This window comes from Herminiimonas aquatilis, from assembly GCF_042665175.1.
Taxonomy (GTDB): Bacteria; Pseudomonadota; Gammaproteobacteria; order Burkholderiales; family Burkholderiaceae_D; genus Oxalicibacterium; species Oxalicibacterium aquatilis.
The window spans coordinates 1,549,945-1,570,809 of record NZ_JBHTCC010000001.1 but is presented as its reverse complement, the minus strand read 5'-3'; the positions used below and the strand labels follow the sequence as shown (position 1 = coordinate 1,570,809).

Annotated in this window: 18 protein-coding genes and 3 tRNA genes; 8 read left to right on the top strand and 13 right to left on the bottom strand. The window is 54.4% G+C overall.

Annotated elements, in window-relative coordinates:
* Positions 1–27: 27 nt before the first annotated feature.
* Complete coding sequence (locus ACFQO0_RS07225; protein ID WP_382233341.1) at positions 28–525, bottom strand: cyanophycin metabolism-associated DUF1854 family protein; 498 nt, start codon at positions 523–525, stop codon at positions 28–30.
* The gene (locus ACFQO0_RS07220; RefSeq protein ID WP_382233340.1) at positions 522–2,780 is read right to left on the bottom strand and encodes a cyanophycin metabolism-associated ABC transporter; all 2,259 of its coding nucleotides are present in this window, start codon (positions 2,778–2,780) and stop codon (positions 522–524) included. Before ACFQO0_RS07220 ends, ACFQO0_RS07225 begins: the two co-directional genes overlap by 4 nt.
* A gap of 230 nt (positions 2,781–3,010) precedes the next feature.
* Here ACFQO0_RS07220 and ACFQO0_RS07215 point away from each other — a divergent pair, with 230 nt between their 5' ends.
* From ACFQO0_RS07215 to ACFQO0_RS07195, 5 genes are all read left to right on the top strand, one after another.
* Positions 3,011–5,182 carry a cyanophycin synthetase gene (locus ACFQO0_RS07215; protein ID WP_382233338.1) on the top strand — a complete coding sequence of 724 codons (2,172 nt, stop codon included), beginning with the start codon at positions 3,011–3,013 and terminating at the stop codon, positions 5,180–5,182.
* 131 nt (positions 5,183–5,313) lie between these two features.
* Entirely contained in the window at positions 5,314–7,881 is a 2,568-nt protein-coding gene (gene cphA / locus ACFQO0_RS07210; protein WP_382233337.1) for a cyanophycin synthetase, read from the top strand.
* Positions 7,882–8,215: 334 nt separating this feature from the next.
* On the top strand, positions 8,216–9,139 hold the full coding sequence (locus tag ACFQO0_RS07205) for a DUF4394 domain-containing protein (protein WP_382233336.1): 924 nt from the start codon (positions 8,216–8,218) through the stop codon (positions 9,137–9,139).
* Positions 9,136–9,750 carry a methylamine utilization protein gene (locus tag ACFQO0_RS07200; protein WP_382233335.1) on the top strand — a complete coding sequence of 205 codons (615 nt, stop codon included), beginning with the start codon at positions 9,136–9,138 and terminating at the stop codon, positions 9,748–9,750. The genes ACFQO0_RS07205 and ACFQO0_RS07200 overlap by 4 nt, the downstream gene beginning before the upstream one ends.
* Positions 9,747–12,101, top strand: coding sequence for a putative bifunctional diguanylate cyclase/phosphodiesterase (locus tag ACFQO0_RS07195; RefSeq protein ID WP_382233334.1), 2,355 nt, complete (start codon positions 9,747–9,749; stop codon positions 12,099–12,101). The genes ACFQO0_RS07200 and ACFQO0_RS07195 overlap by 4 nt, the downstream gene beginning before the upstream one ends.
* A 44-nt stretch (positions 12,102–12,145) precedes the next feature.
* On the opposite strand, the gene ACFQO0_RS07190 is transcribed toward ACFQO0_RS07195, so the two are convergent.
* Positions 12,146–12,221, bottom strand: a tRNA-Arg gene (locus ACFQO0_RS07190).
* Positions 12,222–12,424: 203 nt separating this feature from the next.
* On the opposite strand from ACFQO0_RS07190, the gene ACFQO0_RS07185 reads away from it, so the two are divergent.
* Entirely contained in the window at positions 12,425–12,973 is a 549-nt protein-coding gene (locus ACFQO0_RS07185) for a c-type cytochrome (RefSeq protein ID WP_382233333.1), read from the top strand.
* Between the two features lie 115 nt (positions 12,974–13,088).
* Here ACFQO0_RS07185 and ACFQO0_RS07180 read toward each other — a convergent pair whose 3' ends face one another.
* From ACFQO0_RS07180 to ACFQO0_RS07135, 10 genes are all read right to left on the bottom strand, one after another.
* On the bottom strand, positions 13,089–13,505 hold the full coding sequence (locus tag ACFQO0_RS07180) for a hypothetical protein (protein WP_382233332.1): 417 nt from the start codon (positions 13,503–13,505) through the stop codon (positions 13,089–13,091).
* Positions 13,506–13,520: 15 nt separating this feature from the next.
* Positions 13,521–13,913 carry a phage holin family protein gene (locus ACFQO0_RS07175; protein ID WP_382233331.1) on the bottom strand — a complete coding sequence of 131 codons (393 nt, stop codon included), beginning with the start codon at positions 13,911–13,913 and terminating at the stop codon, positions 13,521–13,523.
* A 16-nt stretch (positions 13,914–13,929) separates the two neighbouring features.
* Positions 13,930–14,232, bottom strand: coding sequence for an ElaB/YgaM/YqjD family protein (locus tag ACFQO0_RS07170; protein ID WP_382233330.1), 303 nt, complete (start codon positions 14,230–14,232; stop codon positions 13,930–13,932).
* Positions 14,233–14,590: 358 nt separating this feature from the next.
* Positions 14,591–16,024 carry a dihydrolipoyl dehydrogenase gene (locus ACFQO0_RS07165; protein ID WP_382233329.1) on the bottom strand — a complete coding sequence of 478 codons (1,434 nt, stop codon included), beginning with the start codon at positions 16,022–16,024 and terminating at the stop codon, positions 14,591–14,593.
* A 56-nt stretch (positions 16,025–16,080) separates the two neighbouring features.
* The gene (locus ACFQO0_RS07160) at positions 16,081–16,566 is read right to left on the bottom strand and encodes a hypothetical protein (protein WP_382233328.1); all 486 of its coding nucleotides are present in this window, start codon (positions 16,564–16,566) and stop codon (positions 16,081–16,083) included.
* A 242-nt stretch (positions 16,567–16,808) separates the two neighbouring features.
* The gene (locus ACFQO0_RS07155; protein ID WP_382233327.1) at positions 16,809–17,204 is read right to left on the bottom strand and encodes a hypothetical protein; all 396 of its coding nucleotides are present in this window, start codon (positions 17,202–17,204) and stop codon (positions 16,809–16,811) included.
* Positions 17,205–17,401: 197 nt separating this feature from the next.
* The gene (locus ACFQO0_RS07150) at positions 17,402–18,172 is read right to left on the bottom strand and encodes a YdcF family protein (RefSeq protein ID WP_382233326.1); all 771 of its coding nucleotides are present in this window, start codon (positions 18,170–18,172) and stop codon (positions 17,402–17,404) included.
* A gap of 81 nt (positions 18,173–18,253) precedes the next feature.
* On the bottom strand, positions 18,254–18,712 hold the full coding sequence (locus ACFQO0_RS07145) for a TonB family protein (RefSeq protein ID WP_382234057.1): 459 nt from the start codon (positions 18,710–18,712) through the stop codon (positions 18,254–18,256).
* Between the two features lie 111 nt (positions 18,713–18,823).
* Positions 18,824–19,795, bottom strand: a complete 972-nt coding sequence (gene pip, locus ACFQO0_RS07140; RefSeq protein ID WP_382233325.1) for a prolyl aminopeptidase — start codon at positions 19,793–19,795, stop codon at positions 18,824–18,826.
* A gap of 147 nt (positions 19,796–19,942) precedes the next feature.
* Positions 19,943–20,371: a PACE efflux transporter gene (locus ACFQO0_RS07135; RefSeq protein ID WP_382234055.1), complete on the bottom strand. Its 429-nt coding sequence runs from the start codon at positions 20,369–20,371 to the stop codon at positions 19,943–19,945.
* Positions 20,372–20,610: 239 nt separating this feature from the next.
* On the opposite strand from ACFQO0_RS07135, the gene ACFQO0_RS07130 reads away from it, so the two are divergent.
* Together ACFQO0_RS07130 and ACFQO0_RS07125 are read left to right on the top strand one after the other, a co-directional pair.
* Positions 20,611–20,686 (top strand) — tRNA-Val (locus ACFQO0_RS07130).
* A 37-nt stretch (positions 20,687–20,723) separates the two neighbouring features.
* Positions 20,724–20,800 (top strand) — tRNA-Asp (locus tag ACFQO0_RS07125).
* The last annotated feature ends 65 nt before the right edge of the window (positions 20,801–20,865 follow it).

The window sequence follows — 20,865 nt, the reverse complement described above, 5'->3', positions numbered from 1 at the left end:
GCATTTGCAACACATGCCTGCAATCTATTACAGGAATCGGTCCAGCAGTTTGCGGCTGTGCTTGTCCAGCTGCTTCAAATCACGAATCAGGAACTGAATGCCATGCGCGTCGGCAATGATCAAAGCCGATTCACCGATGCGGCGTATATCTTCTTCGCCTTTCAACACCAGTAGCGCGTCGCCGCGATTGGTGACCACTGTCCAGGTGCTGGGCGATGCGAAGACTGATACATGCTTGATTTGCTTGATCTCGGGCAGGAATTCGCGATTGGCCAGCTCTTCTTCCAGCAGCAGGCGTGTCGCATCCGGCAAGTCGCTCAATTTCTCTATCCACGCCAGTTCGCGGCCGTCGGTACTGACAATCGCGATACCGACATCAGGCGCGGCGATCGGAAACGAACGCACCGGCACCACGCCTTCATGAACTTCATCATCACCGTCGGCGGTATAAATCAATTTGCCGAAAGCGTTGCGGCTGAGCTGGAACTGTCTGGATTGAGTTGATTGAATATCGTTGTCGCTCATGCCACTTCCTTCCCTGCACTGTCTTCCAGCATATCTTCGGCCTGCCGTTGCTGCGCCTGATACAGCTTGTAATACGCACCCTGGCGCGCCAGCAATTCATCGTGCGAACCGACTTCAACAATATGGCCCCTATCCATCACGACAATCCTGTCAGCGCGACGCAAGGTCGACAGTCGATGCGCGATGGCGATCGTGGTGCGGCCGCGCACCAGATTATCGAGTGCTTTTTGAATCTCGCGTTCGGTCGTGGTATCGACCGATGAGGTGGCCTCATCGAGAATCAGGATATGCGGATCGATCAGCAAGGCACGTGCGATCGAAATACGCTGACGCTCGCCGCCCGACAAGGTTTGCCCGCGCTCACCAACCATGGAATCGTAGCCATGCGGCAGACGCAAAATAAATTCATGCGCATTTGCAGCACGCGCTGCAGCGATGATGTCTTCGCGACTTGCATCCGGCTTGCCGTAAGCGATATTGTCGGCAATCGTGCCAAAGAACAGGAAAGGCTCTTGCAGCACGAGGCCGATATTACGGCGATATTCCGGAATCGCGATGGAGCGGATATCGACGCCATCCACCATGATAGAACCCTGCGACACATCGTAGAAACGGCAAATCAAATTCACCAGCGTACTTTTCCCGGAGCCACTGTGACCGACCAGGCCTATCATTTCACCCGGCTGAATATTCAGATCGAGGCCGCGTATTACCGCGCGATTGCCGTAACGGAAACCGATGTCGCGTATCGTGATGCGACCCTGCACTTTTTCCATGCGTACCGGATTCGCAGCTTCCGGCACGCTGGAAACATGATCCAGAATATCGAAAATCCGCTTGGCGCCGGTCGCGGCTTTTTGCGTCACTGAAACGATGCGGCTCATGGAATCCAGACGCGTATAAAAGCGACTGATGTAGGCAAGGAATGCCACCAGCACGCCGACCGTGATCATGCCGCGCGACACCTGCCATATACCGAAGGCCCACACCACCAGCAAACCGATTTCGGTCAGGAAGGTAACGGTGGGTGAAAACAGCGACCAGACTTTATTGACCCTGTCGTTGATCACCAGATTATGATTATTGGCTTCGCGAAAACGTGCGGCTTCGCGTTTTTCCTGTGCAAATGCCTTGACCACGCGTATGCCGGGTATCGTATCAGCCAGCACGTTGGTCACCTGCGACCAGATGCGATCGACTTTTTCAAAGCCATTGCGCAACTTGTCGCGCACCACATGAATCATCCAGGCGATGAAAGGCAGCGGCAACAAGGTCACCAGCGCCAGCCAAGGATTGATCGACGCCAGAATCACCGCCGTCATCACGATCATCAACACATCAGTGAAGAAATCCAGCAAATGCAGGGACAGGAAGACGCAAATGCGATCGGTCTCTGAGCCGATACGCGTCATCAAATCGCCGGTACGCTTGCCGCCGAAATATTGCAGCGACAAGCGCAGCAAATGTTCGTAAGTCGTGGTGCGCAAATCCGCGCCTATGCGTTCGCTGACCAAGGCCAGAATATAAGTCTTGGCCCAACCCAAACCCCAGGCGACCAAAGCCGCGCCAAACAAACCGCCGAGATACAGCGAAACCAAAGCGGTGTCGAGCGGCGCGCCGTTTTGATACGGGATCAAGACGTTATCCATCAACGGCATCGTCAGGTAAGGCGGCACCAGCGTCGCGGCAGTAGACGCCAGCGTCAGCAGGAAACCGGCCAGCAATTGACCGCGGTAAGGCCGGGCGAAACGCCACAAGCGGAACAGCGACGCCGTCGATGGCGCCTGTTCTTCTGCCGCGACATCGGCCTCGGCCTCTGTCTCTTCTTCCAATTCTGCATCCGGCTCGGCAACAGCTGCCTTCACGCCGGTAGTGATTTCCACGCGCAAACGATCGAATTGCGTCAACAAGGCCAAAGCATCGGGGTTTTGTGCCAGCGTATAGCGCCAGCTTGCCAGCCGCGATGTGGCGTCCTGCAATTCCAGTGTGCCGACACCGGCATGGTCGTAATGTTTGAGCGCCAGATCGGCAGTATGACAAGACCAGCTTTGCCAGCCGGCTTCGCCCAGCGAGCGGGTTAACAGGCGCAAATTGGTCAGAATGACGATGCCAGGTACGAAATGCAAACTCAGGTCAAGATCAAGTTCCAGATGAGCGAGTATGATTTCGTCGTTGCTCAATTGGCCATTGACATCCTGCCAGAGAGCAGGAATAGCATGTCTTGTTGACAATAGTGGTGGAAACGCGGTTTTCATCAAGGCAGGAAGGTGTTTCGTGAAGAACGGATGTTGATTGAACTTGCAACCAGAATATATGGTTTTATCTCAAATTGCGGCCAGTATATCCAAACACCTGCACTTGTTGCTGCGTATTTAGCAACGTGTGAAATATAATCGCGAAACAAGTAAACCAAATAACGCCGACAGCGTTACATCAATTTTAGCCATAGAATTTTTGGCTTGAACACTCACCCACAAATTATAAAATGAACAATAAAACCATCGATATCATCGATGTGCTGAGTCTACGTGGACCGAATATTTGGACGTATCGCCCGGTGCTTGAGGCTTGGGTGGACATAGGCGATCTGGAAGACTCGCCATCCAATACCATCCCGGGATTCTATGAACGCCTGACAGCCTGGCTGCCTAGCCTGGTTGAGCATCATTGCGGCGTCGGCGTACACGGCGGCTTTTTGATGCGGGTGCGTGAAGGCACCTGGCCCGGTCACATCATGGAACACGTGATGATCGAACTGCAGAATCTGGCCGGCATGCAAAGCGGGTTCGGCAAGGCACGCGAAACATCCAAACGCGGCGTCTACAAAGTCGTCGTTCGCGCCCGCCATGAAGAAGTCAGCCGCGCCGCCCTGGTTGCCGCCCGCGATCTGGTGATGGCCGCCATCGAAGACAAACCATTTGATGTCAAATCGACAGTAGATCATCTGCGCAGTATTCTGGAATCCGTCGCCCTGGGTCCAAGTACCGGCTGCATCGTCGAGGCGGCAACCGACAGGCGTATTCCATCGATGCGCCTGAACGATGGCAATCTGGTGCAACTCGGCTACGGCATCAAGCAGCGCCGCATCTGGACCGCCGAAACCGACCAGACCAGCGCGATTGCCGAAACCATCTCGCGCGATAAAGAACTGACCAAAACCCTGCTGCAGTCTTGTGGCGTGCCCGTACCTGAAGGCAGCATTGTCGATTCAGCGAATGCGGCGTGGGATGCGGCAGAAAGTATCGGCCTACCGGTCGTGGTCAAGCCACTCGATGGCAACCATGGTCGCGGTGTGTCGATTAACCTCAACACCGAAGCCGAAGTACGCGCCGCATTTGAGCTGGCTGAGCAGGAAAGCAGCGACGTCATCGTCGAGCGCTTCGTACGCGGCGACGAACACCGTCTGCTGGTCGTCGGCGGCAAGCTGGTTGCAGCAGCGCGCGGCGAAGAAGCCTGGATCACCGGCGACGGTGCATCCACCGTCATGCAACTGATTGAAAGTCAACTCAATAGCGACCCACGTCGCGGCAGTAGCGAAGAGCACCCACTCAATCTGATCTTGACCGATCCGGACGATGATCCACGCCCAGTCTTGCTACAACTAGCACGTCAGGGCTTTACGACCGAATCCATGCCGAAAGAAGGCGAACGCGTTCTGGTGCAACGCAACGGCAATGTCTCCTGCGACGTGACCGACCAGGTCCATCCAACCGTAGCCGCTGCCGCAGCGCTGGCGGCCCGTATCGTCGGCTTGGATATCGCCGGCGTCGATATGGTGATCGAAGATATTTCCAAACCATTGAATGAACAAGGTGGCGCCATCGTTGAAGTCAACGCCGGCCCCGGTTTGCTGATGCATTTGAAACCAGCGGATGGCCCGGCTCGTCCGGTTGGCCGCGCCATCGTCGATCATTTGTTTGCTGAAGATGAAAGTGGTCGCATCCCTATCGTTGGCGTCACCGGCTCGCACGGCACCACCGCTGTCTCGCGTCTGATCGCATGGCTGTTGCACCTGCAGGGCACATATGTCGGTCTCGCCTGCAAGGACGGCCTATTCCTGCACCAACGCCAGGTTACCAAAAAATCCAGCGACAACTGGGATGCCTCGCGCCAGGTCCTGATTAACCGCATGGTCGAAACCGCCGTGTTTGAAAATGACAGCAAAGCCATCCTTTCTGAAGGCCTTGCCTACGACTGGTGTCAAATCGGCGTTGTCACGAATATTGATCCGGCTGGCAGCCTGCCAGAGTTCTATATCGATGATGCCGACCAGATGAGCCGCGTGGCGCGTACTCAGGTCGATGTCGTATTGCCGACCGGTGTCGCAGTATTGAATGCCGCCGATGCACGCGTCGCAGAACTCGCTTCTTTGTGTGACGGTAGCGTGATTTTCTTCGCTGCTTCAGCCGGTACCGCCGCAATCGCTACGCATCTGGAAGAAGGCCAACGTGCCGTTTTCTTGCGCGATGGTCAGATTGTGCTGGCATCAGGCAAGGAAGAAATCCTGATCCCGCATGCAGCACCAGATGTTGCCAGCCTGAATATCGAAACTGTATTAGCCGCCATTGCAGCCGCATGGGCACTTGGCGTCAGCCCCGACTTGATGCGCGTCGGGATTGAATCGTTTGAACCAACCGAAGCGGCCATCGCCGCCTAAACGCCATGAGCACTGTTTTCGCATATCACGATAATAAACAGACCGATGCGGTTTACACTTCTGCATCCAATAACAAAGTGTCGCGCAAAGCCAAGCCCAAACGGGCGGCTGCGCCAAGAAGGAAGATGTCCATGGAAATATCCCGCGTTCGCGCCCTGCGCGGCCCCAACCTCTGGAGCCGGCACACGTCGATCGAAGCCATTGTGTCGTGCAATGAATCGGAACAAGACATTGCTGCAATTCCCGGCTTCGAAGACCGCTTGCGCGCTCGCTTCCCGGAAATCAAGTTCATTGAAAGCGCGCGTCCGAAACAAGCGTTCTCAATGGCCGATGTGCTCGAGTTCGCAGCACTGGGCTTGCAAGCGCAAGCCGGTTGCCCGGTGACGTTCAGCCGCACGATTGAAACCGTCGAAAAAGACACCTATCAAGTCGTTGTCGAATATACCGAAGAAGCTGTCGGTCGCCTTGCCTTTGAACTGGCGCAAGAACTTTGCCGCGCCGCAGTGGAAGATACGCTGTTCAATCTGGCCACCGCACTGGCAAGACTGCGCGAACTGGACGAAGACATCCGCCTCGGACCTTCAACCGGCTCCATCGTCGATGCAGCAGTGGCGCGCGGTATTCCGTATCGCCGCCTGACCGAAGGCAGCATGGTGCAGTTCGGCTGGGGCAGCAAGCAATTGCGCATTCAAGCTGCGGAAACCGGCTTCACCAGCGCGATTGCTGAATCGATTGCACAAGACAAGGAAATGACCAAGCTGCTGTTAAGCGCAGCTGGCGTGCCGGTGCCTGATGGCCGCTCGGTAACCACGGCAGAAGATGCATGGCTGGCTGCTACCGAAATCGGCGCCGCCGTGGTCATCAAACCGCGTGATGGCAATCAGGGCAAAGGCGTTTCCGTCAATCTGAAAACCCGCGAAGAGATCGAAGCCGGTTTTGCGGCAGCACAAGTCATCTGCGACGATGTCGTGATCGAGCGCTATATATCGGGACAGGATTACCGCTTCCTCGTGGTCGGCAAACAATTGATCGCGGCGGCCCGTCGCACCCCGCCGGAAGTCATCGGCGATGGCGTGCAAACCGTCCAGCAATTGATCGACCAGATCAATCTCGACCCTTTGCGCGGCGATGGCCACGCCACGCCTTTGACCAAGATCAAAGTCGATAACACGACCCTGGCGACGCTGGAGAAGCAGAATTACAACCTGGCCAGCATTCCCGCCAAAGGTTCACCGGTCCTGCTGCGCAACAATGCCAACCTGAGTACGGGCGGCATCGCGACCGATGTCACCGACGACGTACATCCGGAAATGGCGGCGCGTGTGATCGAAGCAGCACAAATGATCGGCCTCGATATCTGCGGCGTGGATCTGGTGTGCGAAACCGTCAACAAGACCATGGAAGAACAAGGCGGCGGCATCGTCGAAGTCAATGCCGCTCCTGGCTTGCGCATGCACATCAAGCCCTCATTCGGCAAAGGCCGTCCTGTCGGTGAAGCGATTATTTCCACCATGTTTGCCGCAGGTGACGATGGCCGTATCCCGGTGGTCGCGGTAGCCGGCACCAATGGCAAAACCACCACCGTCCGTTTGATCGCACATATCCTGCAAGCGAACCAACATCGGGTCGGCATGACCACTACCGATGGCGTGTATATCGAAAATGAACGCATCGATACCGGTGACTGCAGCGGCCCGCGCAGCGCACGTAATGTATTGATGCACCCGGATGTCGATGCAGCAGTTTTTGAAACCGCACGTGGCGGCGTATTGCGCGAAGGCCTGGGCTTTGACCGTTGCAATGTCGCGGTAGTGACGAACATTGGCGTCGGCGACCATCTCGGCCTGAACTTCATTTCAACCGTAGAAGATCTGGCAGTCGTGAAACGCGTCATCGTGCAAAACGTCGCGCCCAATGGCAGCGCCGTTTTGAATGCTGCAGATCCCATGGTCGCCAATATGGCTTCCAGCTGCTCAGGCAGCATTACTTTTTTTGCAAAGGACGTCCATCAGCCAGTACTCGCAACGCACCGCGCACAAGGTCATCGCGTAATCTATCTGGACGGCACTGACATTGTTGCGTCCGAAGGCAACTTCGAGCATCGGATCAAGTTGGCCGACATTCCTATCACGCACAATGGCTTGATCGGCTTTCAGGTTGAAAATGCGATGGCAGCAATCGGCGCGGCATGGGGCTTGAGCCTCGACTGGGATATCGTGCTGACTGGTTTGCGCACATTTGAGAACAGCGCTGCCACTACACCAGGCCGCTTCAATCTTTTCTCGCATCGTGGCGCGACTGTGATTGCGGATTACGGTCACAATCCGGATGCCATTGAAGCGCTGACACGTGCAGTGGAAGCCATGCCGGCCAAGCGCCGCATGGTTGTCATCAGCGGCGCGGGCGACCGACGCGACGACGATTTGCGTCGTCAAACTGAAATCCTTGGCGATGCTTTCGATGATGTGATCCTGTACGAAGATCAATGCCAGCGCGGTCGCGCCGACGGCGAAGTACTGGGCTTGTTGCGCGAAGGCCTAACCAAAGCCCAGCGCGTGCAATCCGTTACAGAAATTCGCGGCGAATTCCTTGCCATCGATACTGCCCTTGAAAGCCTGCAAGACGGCGATCTTTGCCTGATACTGGTTGATCAGGTGGAAGAAGCGCTGGCGCATATCGCAGCGCGCGTAACAAACTGACATAACCATGCCTCGGCATGCACATACAAGTAAGAGCCGGCTTCAAAGCCGGCTTTTTCTTTTTGAGCGCTACCGGCATGTAAAAAGTTGAGAGTTGCATTCTCGATAATTGAAAACAGATTCTGCTGCAAAGATATTGCCATTTTCTTAAATGCGCTCACGCATGCCATCAATATGAGAAAAGAGCATGGTGCGCCAGCGAGAAACCCATTGTTTTCCTGTAGTATTTAAATTCTTTGACGCATCATATTTACATGGTTTGCCTGTTTGTCAGGCGTACGTTTGAAATACGTCACTTACTTCATCTGCCTCACGACCCTAAGGAATCTCTGTCATGCCGAAAGTACAAAGCCCTTCACGTACCCCATTGAATCGCTGTTTGTGCCTTTCGATGATGACTGCCTTCAGTACTGTTGTGATGACGCATGCGCTGGCACAAACACCGAAACTTTCGGGATCTGCATTACCCTCTTCAGTGTGGGCGGTCACCACGACCAATGAGTTGATTCAGGTGAATGCCGCAGCGCCAGGAAAGGTATTGCAACGCAAGCCGATCAAAGGACTGATGCACGGGGAAAATCTGGTGGGGATCGATTACCGCGTTTCGCGCGGCGTGTTGTTTGGCTTGACGCAGATCGGACGCCTCTACACCATCAATACCGTTACTGGTGATTTGTCGCCAGTTGGCGCGAGTGTCGCGATCCCTGGCTTGCAGGCGCAAACGATAGGGTTTGATTTCAATCCGGCGGCAGATCGTATTCGCGTCGTTTCATCCGGCGGCATGAATCTGCGATTTCATCCGGAGACCGGCACTCAAGTCGACTTCGATCCGAAAACGGACGGCGTACAGGCAGACCCTTCTCTGACATTTGCTGCCGGTGATACCAATTTCGGCAAGAAACCTAATGTCGTTGCTGCCGCGTATACCTATAACAAAAAGAATGAAAAACTGACGACTAATTACGCCATCGACGGCTCCTTAGGCGCATTGCTCATGCAAGGATCAGAGGAAAATTCGCAACCTGTCGTGTCGCCCAATCTGGGGCAGTTGACGACCATCGGCTCGCTCGGACTCGGGAAGTTGCAAGATGTATCCTTTGATATTTCCGATCTGGCTAATACACCGTTGGCTGCGGTCCGCACTGCCAAATCGAAACAAACACGTCTGGTGCAAATTGATTTGAAATCAGGACATGCGACATCCTTGGGCATCCTGGGCAATGGTGAAGCGGTGACAGGGCTCGCGATAGAACCATGACCCGCACGACCGTATATTTGGCAGGACTGCTGCTCGGCTGCTTGATTGCGGGTAGCGCCATGGCTGGCAATCTCGGCGTGACAGTCCTCGATGAATCCGGCAAACCTTTGCGCGATGCGGTGGTTTTCCTCGAATCTGCGCAAGCCAAACGCATGGTCAAGCCATTACCGCTTGCACAAATGGCACAGAGGGATAAAGCCTTTATCCCGTCGCTGCTGGTTATTCCTGCCGGCACCAACGTGTCGTTTCCCAATCTCGATACGGTGCGTCACCATGTTTATTCATTTTCGCCCGCCAAACGTTTTGAACTCAAGCTGTATGTAGGTACGCCAACCAATCCTGTCCAGTTCGATCAGGCAGGCGTGGTCGTCATGGGGTGCAATATCCATGACCAGATGATTGCCTATATTCTCGTCGTCGACACGCCGTTTTATGGAGTGGCGACCGCCAACGGGCTGTTGTCCATCAATGATGTGCCACCTGGCGAGTACAGCTTGCGAGTCTGGCACAGTCGTTTACCGGTCGGCGCCCCCGCTACCAAACAAGTGTTGAAACTGGATGCCAACAACGCGGCTATCAATGTGACCCTGAAAGGATTAGGGCCGCAATGAGTGTCTGGAAACAACGGCTGCACAACATGAGCTTGTCATCCCGCATCGTCATCGTGATGCTGGGCTTGCTGCTGGCCGTACAGATCGCCGGCTTTTGGGCCGTGCGCGCGGCGGTCGAACGTCAGGTGCGCAATGAAATCTCTTCCGATCTTACCGTCGGTGCGCGTATCTGGGATCGCTTGCTGCAACAAAACGCACAGCGTTTGCGCGAAGCATCCATTGTCCTCGCCGCCGACTACGGCTTCCGTTCTGCAGTTACCACGGGCGACCAGGAGACTATCGCATCTGCGCTGGAAAACAGCGGAGAGCGCATAGGCGCCTCGATTGCGGCTCTGCTGGACCCCAGTCTGCGACTAGTCAGCTCCAGTCAGGCGGGCGGCAACGATGGCATGGTTGCCCATGTTTTAAGCGATATCGGCGCAACGCTGTCCAAGGATGTGGATGGCAGCCGGATCGCACTCGTGAATGGCGGCGTATTTCAGTTTGTGATGATTCCGGTACGCGCCCCCCTGACGGTCGGCTGGGTATTGATGGGCTTCCCCGTCAGTCAACCCTTGCTGACCGATCTGAAACGTTTGTCCGGTGTGCACGTGACCCTGCTCTCCGGCAAAAACGCAGCCATGCACGACCTGAAACTGACGACCTTGCCCGAGCAGCGCGATGCCATCCTGCGCGCGGCGCAAGTCGGCGCGCAGGAAATATCTATCAATGGTGACCAACTGGTCGCACGTTATGTTTCCCTCGATACCCTGGGTGAACCTCTGCAAGTTGTGTTGATGCGTTCGATTGCGGAAGTGAATGCACCTTTTTCCAAATTACAGTGGATGCTGGGCTTGATTACATTGGGCGGCGTCTTGTTGTTTGCTGTCGGCAGCCAGCAAGCTGCGCGCTGGGTTACGCAGCCATTAAAAGAGCTCACACTGTTGGCCAAGGCTCTGGCATCGGGGAATTTTGACGTTACCGTGACCGGAAAAAAGCGTGGCGATGAAGTCGGGCTATTGGCGAACGGCTTCGATAGCATGCGCACCAGCATTGCAGCACAAAGAGACGAAATTTTGCGGCTTGCTTATTGGGACCGCTTGACCGGATTACCTAACCGGGAGAAATTTCGTGAAACGCTCAAAGCCGCAATCAACAGCTATCAAGACAGTAATGCATCACTGGCAATCATTACCCTGAATCTGGATCGCTTCAAGCATGTCAATGATGTGCTCGGCTACGCCTTTGGCGATGAATTGTTGAAAGCAGTGGCGGAACGGTTACGGCAGCAAGTTTCTGGCGAAGGTAATTTGGTTGCGCGCCTTGCAGGTGATGAATTTGCCATTCTGCTATCGATGTCGGATGCGCAAGGCGCACTGGCAATTACACAGCAGATCACCCAGGCATTTGAAGTGCCATTGGCGCTGCATGAGCAAACTGTCGATCTTAGCGCCAGCATGGGCGTGGCATGCTGGCCCGCCGATGCAACGGATGCAGATTTGCTATTGAGCCGTTCAGAAATCGCCATGCATGCGGCGAAGAACAAAATTGCCGGTGTTTTGTTTTACACGCCGGCACTGGATTCTTCCAGTTCGCTGACCTTGTCCCTGCTCAGTGATTTGCGGTATGCCTTGCAAAATGGCGAGCTGCGCCTCTTCCTTCAACCCAAGGTGGCAACCGCCACCGGACAAGTCGTCGCAGCTGAAGCCTTGATTCGTTGGCGGCATCCGCAGCGCGGTTTGGTACCACCCATGGAGTTCATCCCGTTTGCCGAACAAACCGGCTTTGTACGGCAACTGACCATCTGGATGTTTGAAACGGCGGCACAACAATGGCGCGGTCTGCAACCGACCGAAGGACACTTGCGCATCGCCATCAACTTATCCACACGCGACTTGATGGATCCGGATTTCCCGCAGCGCTTAAGCTCCATCATGCAAGAAAGTGACGTATCCCCATCCGCCTTCTGCCTCGAAATTACCGAAAGCGCGATCATGGATGATCCGCAGCGCGCGGAAGCCACGCTGTATAAATTATCGGAGCAGGGATTCAAGCTATCGATTGATGACTTCGGCACAGGATTTTCATCGCTCGCTTACCTCAAACGCCTGCCGGTCAACGAACTCAAGATAGACAAATCATTCGTGATGGCGATGGACAAGGATGAAAGCGACGCCAAAATCGTCAAATCAACCATCGATCTCGCCCACAATCTGGGCCTGTCGGTCGTCGCCGAAGGCGTGGAAAACAAGGTGCTGCTGGATAAATTACGTGAACTGCACTGCGATGAAGCGCAAGGTTATTTCATTGCCAAACCCATGCCATTCGACGAATTCGTTGAATGGCGGGCACGCTGGAATGCATCTATCTAGCTATTTGATAGCCGTTTGAATAATTAACAACGCTGATGGATACGTGGTGCGGCTGGCTGGAATCGAACCAGCGACCCTTGGCTTCGGAGGCCAATACTCTATCCACTGAGCTACAGCCGCATAAGGGGAACCCTTGAAGAGGTCTGCAGGATACCGTTTTTCTGACTTTCCGTCCACGTAAAGCCACGTTTTAGCGTTCCATATCGACTACTTTGTGACTATAATCAAGGGTTTGGCAAGGCATGAGCTAAAACCATGCACCGCGCAATCATCATCGGCTGCATGCGCCGTCTAACGATTTTCGAAATTGTATTGAGGGAATAATGAGCGACGCACACCACGAAGAATCAGCGATTAAAACGCCTAAGCAACTCATTTTAGCCATCCTGGCCGGCTTTCTGGTCCCCATCATCTGTATCGTTTTGTTAGTGATTTACGTCACCAACGACAAATCCATAGGGGCAGGATCCGATGGATTGTCACCTGAAGCAGTGGCCGCGCGGCTCAAGCCGGTTGCTGATGAAGGCTTCACATTGAAGGATGTGAATGCACCAAAAGTATTGAAAACCGGTGAGGAAGTCTACAAAATGGCTTGCGCTGCATGTCATACCACGGGCGCAGCTGGCGCACCTAAACTCGGCGATGCCGGTGCCTGGGCTCCACGTATTGCACAAGGCTACGAAACTCTAGCCAAGCATGCCATCAACGGCATACGTGCGATGCCGGCAAAGGGTGGCAACCCTGATCTGGACGATGTGGAAGTGGAACGCGTGGTTGTATTGATGGCTAATAGCGCGGGAGCCAAGTTTGCGGAGCCTAAAGTGCCAGCACCCGCTGCACCAGCCGCAGATGCAGCGGCCCCTGCAAAGTAAGCACTTCTGCAGACAATAAAAAAGCCGACTTGCAGTCGGCTTTTTTTATGGCTTGCTTTAATGCGCTACAGCTATGCGTTTAAGCTTGATCAATATTTGACCACTTCACAGCACGTCACAAATGTTCATGCAAGGCGACATGCTCGTGACTCGTCGTCTTCTTTTTGCGCGTAACAAAATAAATCGCCGTCGCTCCGATACCGGCGACAGCCGCTCCGCGCAAAAGCGACCGCCATAATGAACCTTTGGCTAGCAGGGATACGCCGCTGACGACCAGTGGCAACAAACGCTGCAGCTTGGCGGTGGAAAGACTCTTCAGGTCAAACATATCGGAAAAATTAGCCAAGGCTGATTGTGCACGCATGCTGACCAGACCAATTGCGGTCCTGGCCAGTTCATCGGGGCCGAGATGGTCACGCACTATCTTGCGTGAGCGACCAATACCGGCACGATATACAGTGCACTGCTGCAGCAATCTTTGCTTTTGCTGCGCCAGCGTCTCTACTTTTCCCGGCTTATTATCTTGTGTCATGCAAAGCCTCTTCGATTACAACAATGCGTCGTGATCATTTCGCAATTCCTGCATTGTGGCCGGCATGGACAGCCTGCCTTGCCGGATCAGCGATTGAATGTAGAAAAGAATGCCAGCTGCGATCACCGTACACACGATGGCGAGAATAAGCAGGATCTTCCAGCCCAATATCGGCCAGCTGAGATACGCAATCAGCACTGTCCAATAGCCAATCGCAAAAAACGCAACGATGGTCCCCAGAGCGAACAGGGCGACCAATTGCAACAGATGCGTACGGACTTCAGCCAGCTCCAGCGCAGCAAGTTCTATGCGGCTCATCAGCAAGCCGAAGGAATTCTTGGCGAGCTCGACGACGCCGCCAATCAAGCCAGGACGAGTATCTTGCGGAGGGGAGCTTGGCTGTTCCATAGTCTGATCCGCTCGCTTACTTGCGTGAAATCAAAAGTCCCACCAGCACGCCCACACCGGCTGAAATCGCCACTGCGCGCCATGGATTTTCATGCACGTAATCGTCGGTTTTTTCTGCAATTTCCTTGCCTGTTTCAATCGCAGCCGTTTGCACTTCATGCGCACGCGTCAAGGCGGAATCCAGCAATTGCAGGCCTCGATTACGTAACTCATCTGCCCGTTCACCAGTCGCGCTGGTCGCTTCACGGAAAAGTTCTTGCGCGTCTTTAACTAAAGTTTTCATATCGCTCCGTGTGGTTTTCAAGGTAGATGCTTTCATGTGGATGCCCCTTATTATCAGATCAAAACGGTCAAAACAAACCACGGCCCGCCTTCGATAAAAATCTGTAGAACGGTGCTGCGGATTGAATACTCTTCGGCTTATTGCGGGCTGACTACGACTGCTTCAGCGACCAACAACGGAATTCTATGCGGCCTATATACATATTGCCGTCAATCGGACGAATGCAGTGATCGTCAGCTGTGTGACATCCGCGCTAGTCAATAGTTGCAAATGCCAAACATTCAGATTGCCCTGCCGAATGCTTGCTTAAGTTTTATCATATTTCCAAGCGCTCCGACTAGGCGTTACCGCACATTAGATGCAAATAAATCGTGAAAATCTGAATTTATCCAGATCAAACGCCGGGAGTGCAATCTGTGCAGTGCTCGATCTCGCTGACGTGGTTTACCAGATTTTCTTTCAAATTCCGCAAAGCAGTGCGCACACCCTCCTCTATCACCGGATGATAAAACGGCATATCGAGCATTTGATCCACGGTCATTTGGTTCTGACATGCCCACGCCAATAAATGCGCGATGTGCTCGGCACGCGGACCTATCATTTCAGCACCGAGAAAGCGATGCGAGCCGCGCTCGCCATACACGCGCAGCAAACCGCGATTCTGCCGCATGACGCGACTGCGCCCCTGATCCGTAAAAGACACTTCGCCGGTCTGGAAATGCCCTTGCTTCAAGGTACGCCGGGTTTGCCCAACCATTGCAATCTGCGGATCGGTAAAGGCGATTCCCAAACCGGCCCGCCGCAAACCCTGCACCACACGGGGAAAGCGCGCCGCGTTGTCGCCAGCAATACGCCCCTCATCTGTTGCTTCATGCAACAGCGGCCTGTCATTGTCGACGTCGCCAGCCATAAAAATCGCGCTATCGCCACACTGCATCGTCAGCGGATCGAACAAAGGCAAACCGCGCTCATTAAGCTGCAGGCCGGTCGCTGCAAATTCCAGTGTTGCGATATTTGGCGTACGACCGGTCGCCGCGAGTACATACTGGAAATGCTCGGTACGCTCACCGCCGTCGTCGCTGCGTGTATGCACCACCACCTGCTCGCCGGCCAGTTTCGCACTGACCAGCGTCGTATTCAAACGCAGATCGAGTTCACCGCCAAGGCAATCAATCGCCGTTTGATTGATCACATCGTCACTCAGTTGAGCCAGTCGGCCACCGCGGCCAAAAATCGCAACGCGTACGCCAAGCCGGTGCAAGGCCTGGCCCAACTCGAGGCCGATGATCCCGGTGCCGATCACGGCCACAGATTCCGGCAAGTCGTCCCAGGCAAATACATCATCATTGACGATTAAATGCTTGCCCAGATCACGCAACTCTTGCGGTATCTGCGGACTGGAGCCGGTGGCGATCACCATGCGCCGCGCCATGACCTCGGTGTGATCATCTAGCTGCAGCCTGTCAGCAGCAATAAAACGTGCATGGCCGCGCAAGCGCTCGGCGGCATCGATATGCTCGACGCCCTTGACGACGAAACCGACGAAGCGATCGCGCTCACTCTTGACGCGTTGCATGACGGCTTTGCCATCGATACGCAAGTCGCCCGCATGCACGCCGAAACCCGGTGCCTCGGCTACCGCATGTGCAGCTTCTGCGGCAGCAATCAACAATTTGCTCGGCATGCAGCCGACGCGTGCACAAGTGGTGCCGTACGGGCCGCCCTCTATCAGTGCCACGCTCTTGCCGTGGGCCTTGGCGGCACGATACGCCGACAAACCTGCGCTCCCGGCGCCTATCACTGCCACATCAAATTCCAGAGTTTTCATGATATTCATCTTAGAAAGACCATCGGATGGTGAGGCGCAGTCGCTTTATGCTCTGATCAATCGTTGCGACTATGCAGCTCGGCGATATCTTCAATGCTGCCGATTTTAATCACGACAGGATGGACAGATGCGCCAGCCTGCATAGGACGCCAGGCGAAACGCCATTCGTCTTCGCCGGCAAGGCTTTTGGCCTTCGAAAACACTTTACCCAAAGGACTGGGCGCACCGTATGAAATTGCCGCATCAATGCCGGCCCAGTTGGGCAACATTCTTTGCACAGCTTTATGCAAACGTTCGCCGAACTCCTCCGCGTCGTGCACCACCAGGTAGGAGTCGACACGCGGCTGGGTATCGAACAAGCTGCCATCCCAGCTTTGCATCAGGCCGAGCACCAGATAATGGCCTGGAGTTGCATGTTGCATCGTCGGATCTGGCGCCGGCGGGCTCAAACGAAATTCGCCCAGAGATAAAGAGCGCTCAAGACTGCTGCGCTCCGAAAAATAATAAAGCTTGGAAGGACGTTTGCTATCGATCAAAGTCATGCTGCGTCCTAAAAAATGGTAATGATCAAGCGATCAGGCCTCTCATTTTAAGCAGATTGATAGAGACGTGCTGCATCAATCTGCGGAATGCCGGCACAGGCGCACAGGAACATCCTTTTTGCGTGCAGTCGATGCCGTGATTTATCAAACAAAACCATCAAACAAAAAGCGACCCGCAAGTCGCTTTTTGTTTGCTACACACCCAGGAAATTGCTCAAGCAATCCCCGAGCATACCGGGATATTAATTGCCCCGTTGTGCCTTGACGCGCGCATCAAGATCGGTCTTTGCTTCGACACCGCGTTTTTCTCGTGCGGCTTTCTGTTCTGCGCTATGCACATTGGCATCAGCAGCGGCACCGGCCTTGGTATCCAGCGTTGATCGATGCGCACCTTTCTTTTCAACGCGCACTTTGCTATCGGCACCTGCATCGGCACGACCTGCGGCACCAGTACCACCAACGTGCGCTCCAGTATCTACATTTGCCTTGCCACCGACGGAAACACCGGAGCCGGATTCAGAACTACCTGCGCCTGCTCCCACGCCTACCCCAACACCGACTCCCTGCGCCATTGCGAGGGAAGAAAGAGAAGCGACAGCAACAAACGATATGGCATGAATAGTTTTTTTCAAGTTCATAGGAAACTCCTGAAGTGAATGAAAGCTTATTAATCACAAGCAGAAGTTGGAGGACTCTACGGCAGAGTCGTTCGATGAAGCGAAAATTTAATCAGCAATATCGCCGGGGAATTTACGCAAGCCTTTGAAAAGGAAGAGTTTTATCTAGTGTAAGAGTATGTAACGCCGATGCGAATTACCATTGCAATCGCCCTGTTTTACTGCGCAAGATTGCGATGACGCAAGCCATACCATGCGAGTCCCAGCCATTCGTGCATTGCATAAGAAGCATTGTGCAAACTCATTGGCAAGAAATCCGCCGGCGTTGATCGCATCGTACTAATAAAAATGGTAGGTGCCGGAATCACTTCCAGGCCCATCTGTTCGAATACCAGTTTCGCACGCTGCATATGCAGCGCATCCGTGACAAGAAGAATGCGGCGCACGCCCGCAGCATGCAATATGCGAAAAGAATACTGCGCATTCTCGGCTGTATTGTTAGAGGCGCCCTCTATCCATCTTACCGGCACCGAGAAATCTTCCTGCAACACGCGCGCCATGATCGATGCTTCCGAGGCCAATGCGCCTTCAGGTTGGCCGCCGGTTACCAACACCGGCAAAGCGGTCTCTCTCTGCAGTGTTGCCGCGTACCGTATTCTTTGCAGGGTGGCAGAGCTGGGAATATCTTGCCCACCGTATTCGGGCGCGGCGGCGATGCGCCCGCCACCCAATACAACGATCGCCTGCGCATTGGCGTCCTTCGGCAACAGCAAAGGAGGATTCAATCGCTCCAGAGGGGTGATGAATAAAGAGGCACCGAAGCGCGTACTGATCAGCGTTAAAACAACTAATGCCACTATCGATACACCCAGACCGAGACGGGGCCAGCGGCGGCGCATCCACAAACCCAGGCCACACATCAGGATCAAATTCAGCGGCGGCAGCAGGAATGCGCCCATCGTTGCATTCATTAACCAGCTGAAACTCATTGCGTGCGTTCTTGCATGTGTAATTGATGGAGCAGGGTTGAAATTGAATGCAAGCCAAAGCGCTGGCAGGCTACTAGCAGCCTACTCATCCATTTGCGCTTCGGCTATCGTACGCAACTGGAAGCGGCCATCGTTGTTGAATAGCCAGGTCTCCATCAACTCGAGCCTGCCATGACGCAACAGGGAGGATGCTGGCTTGGGAAACGGCGCCGTGCTGCGCAAAGTGGACAGTGCAGTGGCCTCTGTGGTGCGATCGCGATTGGAGCGCATGATTTCACTGCGCAACAAACTACCATTGGCATCGACCACATATTTGACCACGACGACCGAACGCAACAATGCCTGTGGACGGCCGATATACACCTTGGTGGAATTAACCTGGACAATGCGATTCGCCAATGCGATTTTGTAATCGCCGACGGAATCGGCTGTGGAGGTGCCGTCTGCGGTGGTCTCTATCTCAGTCCGTTGCAAGCCGTCCTTGCCGGCGCATCCGGCCAGAGCCAGCAGCAGCATGGTGATACCGATACGCTTATTCATCATTTTGATCTTCACATCAGGTTGATAGCTGGGTTTAGGCTAAGAAGCGAATATACCGCTCCCATCTGTTAATCATGTACACCGGCGGCCGCGATAAAAAAGCGGCGCCCGCTAGTCAAACGCTTGTTGCCTCCTGAATTGCTCGGTTGCGGCGACCAGTGCTGCCGTCGTGCCAGGTTCCATCGCCGCATGTCCGGCATCTTCAATGATATGCATTTTGGCTTGCGGCCACGCCTGATGCAATCGATATGCGGAAACCGGCGGGCACACTGCGTCATAACGTCCCTGCACGATCACCGCCGGCAAGTGACGGATGCGATCAATCCCGCTGATCAGTTGGTCCTGTGCCATGAAACCCTGATGCAGAAAATAATGCGCTTCCAGCCGCCCGATGCCAAGTGCAATCGCATCACTGCCACACGCATCTATCGTTTCTTTCTGTGGCCGCAGAAAGAGGCAACTACCTTCATAGCGGCTCCAGTTACGCGCGGTGCGCGTGGCGAGTTCAGTATCGTCGCCAAACAATCTGCGCGCATACGCGTGCAGCAAATCCGTGCGCTCATGTTCTGGAATCTCATCAATAAATGCCTCGTGCGCCTCGGGAAAAATCGTGCGCATGCCATACAGGAACCAGTCGATCTCGGCCTGCGTGCACAGAAAAATCCCGCGCAATACGAAGCCGAGGCACGCTTGCGGATGCGCCTGCCCATACGCCAACGCCAGCGTCGCGCCCCACGAGCCGCCGAACAGCAGCCACTGCTTGATATCGAGCATGCGACGCAGCACTTCTATGTCTGCAATCAGCAAGGGTGTGCTGTTATCGCGTATTTCGCCCAAGGGCGTCGATTTGCCCGAACCGCGCTGATCGAACAAAACAATGCGGTAATACGCAGGATCGAAAAACTGTCTATGTATCGCAGTAATGCCGCCACCGGGACCGCCATGCAAAAACAGCACGGGCACGCCATCGGGATTGCCGCACTCTTCCCAGTACAAGGTATGCAATTCATCGACCGGCAACATGCCGCTGCGATACGGTTGCAGAGGTGGAAACAATGGGGGAACGGATATGGAAGCGTCCATGCATACCTTGAAAACGAATGCCTGATTGTAACCAAGGTTGGCGGATTTCAGCGGCGGATTAATGCCTTCCCGCACGTCGCATCCCAAGTGCCGCCGGCAATGCCGCGCACAGATCAGTCGGTCCGGATAGGGACCGGGGCGTCTTGATCAATCCTGCGTGGTTCGCCTCAATGCCAACCTGTGTCGTGCAATGTCGTACACCCAGTTGAAACAAAACGCATACAGCATGAAGAAGGCTGAAAAAACCAGATCGAGCACCAGTGCATCGAGTAGCGAAATATTCAACCACCAGGCTGTCAAGGGCAAGGCAATCGACATGAAGAAAGCCTCAAAGCCCAGGGTATGCCACACCCGCATGCCTACCGTGCGGCGCCAGCCGTAGCGATGCTCGACCATTTCATAGAAATGGTTGTAGATCATATTGCTCAACATCGCACAGACGGCCAGAATCAATGCCAACGCGCCAAAATGGAACATATCCATATTGAAGCCGTAAGACATCAGGGGAACCAGAATGATTAGGGCGCAGATTTCAAACAGGACGGCGTGAAGAATGCGGCGGAATAATGTATTGATAACAAGCTCTGGGAAGAAGATAGCCGCTCATTATAATCCGCCGGATACAGCCTGATCAGGTGTCGATAGATGGGCAGTTTGTCCGCGCATCCAAAACAGAAAAGACGGCCTCAATACCCTCCATCAAAAAAGATTCTGCAAACAATGGTGACAAAATTTTTAAACTGTTCTATACTTCGGCCCCTTCAGGCATGTTGGTCGACGCCAACAATTGTTTGACTGAGTAAGCGGCAATATGCGGGTGCTTAGCTCAGTTGGTAGAGCGGCGCCCTTACAAGGCGTAGGTCGGCGGTTCGACCCCGTCAGCACCCACCAATCAGTCAAACGCAGTCCTGGATCAGTTTAGTAGTATGGAGTGGTAGTTCAGTTGGTTAGAATACCGGCCTGTCACGCCGGGGGTCGCGGGTTCGAGTCCCGTCCACTCCGCCAAATTTAAAATGCCCGCGCAAGCGGGCATTTTTCTTTTCCGTTCATCCTTTGCTCCGCAGCGACTC

What these genes read in the sequence shown, in the direction of transcription:
- ACFQO0_RS07150 (WP_382233326.1), bottom strand. Translation starts at nt 18,172, where the DNA reads ATGAGTTTCAGCTGGTTAATGAATGCAACGATGGGCGCATTCCTGCTG.
- cphA (WP_382233337.1), top strand. Translation starts at nt 5,314, where the DNA reads ATGGAAATATCCCGCGTTCGCGCCCTGCGCGGCCCCAACCTCTGGAGC.
- ACFQO0_RS07185 (WP_382233333.1), top strand. Translation starts at nt 12,425, where the DNA reads ATGAGCGACGCACACCACGAAGAATCAGCGATTAAAACGCCTAAGCAA.
- ACFQO0_RS07170 (WP_382233330.1), bottom strand. Translation starts at nt 14,232, where the DNA reads ATGAAAGCATCTACCTTGAAAACCACACGGAGCGATATGAAAACTTTA.
- pip (WP_382233325.1), bottom strand. Translation starts at nt 19,795, where the DNA reads ATGGACGCTTCCATATCCGTTCCCCCATTGTTTCCACCTCTGCAACCG.
- ACFQO0_RS07155 (WP_382233327.1), bottom strand. Translation starts at nt 17,204, where the DNA reads ATGAACTTGAAAAAAACTATTCATGCCATATCGTTTGTTGCTGTCGCT.
- ACFQO0_RS07200 (WP_382233335.1), top strand. Translation starts at nt 9,136, where the DNA reads ATGACCCGCACGACCGTATATTTGGCAGGACTGCTGCTCGGCTGCTTG.
- ACFQO0_RS07215 (WP_382233338.1), top strand. Translation starts at nt 3,011, where the DNA reads ATGAACAATAAAACCATCGATATCATCGATGTGCTGAGTCTACGTGGA.
- ACFQO0_RS07165 (WP_382233329.1), bottom strand. Translation starts at nt 16,024, where the DNA reads ATGAAAACTCTGGAATTTGATGTGGCAGTGATAGGCGCCGGGAGCGCA.
- ACFQO0_RS07220 (WP_382233340.1), bottom strand. Translation starts at nt 2,780, where the DNA reads ATGAAAACCGCGTTTCCACCACTATTGTCAACAAGACATGCTATTCCT.
- ACFQO0_RS07225 (WP_382233341.1), bottom strand. Translation starts at nt 525, where the DNA reads ATGAGCGACAACGATATTCAATCAACTCAATCCAGACAGTTCCAGCTC.
- ACFQO0_RS07180 (WP_382233332.1), bottom strand. Translation starts at nt 13,505, where the DNA reads ATGACACAAGATAATAAGCCGGGAAAAGTAGAGACGCTGGCGCAGCAA.
- ACFQO0_RS07205 (WP_382233336.1), top strand. Translation starts at nt 8,216, where the DNA reads ATGCCGAAAGTACAAAGCCCTTCACGTACCCCATTGAATCGCTGTTTG.
- ACFQO0_RS07160 (WP_382233328.1), bottom strand. Translation starts at nt 16,566, where the DNA reads ATGACTTTGATCGATAGCAAACGTCCTTCCAAGCTTTATTATTTTTCG.
- ACFQO0_RS07145 (WP_382234057.1), bottom strand. Translation starts at nt 18,712, where the DNA reads ATGAATAAGCGTATCGGTATCACCATGCTGCTGCTGGCTCTGGCCGGA.
- ACFQO0_RS07175 (WP_382233331.1), bottom strand. Translation starts at nt 13,913, where the DNA reads ATGGAACAGCCAAGCTCCCCTCCGCAAGATACTCGTCCTGGCTTGATT.
- ACFQO0_RS07195 (WP_382233334.1), top strand. Translation starts at nt 9,747, where the DNA reads ATGAGTGTCTGGAAACAACGGCTGCACAACATGAGCTTGTCATCCCGC.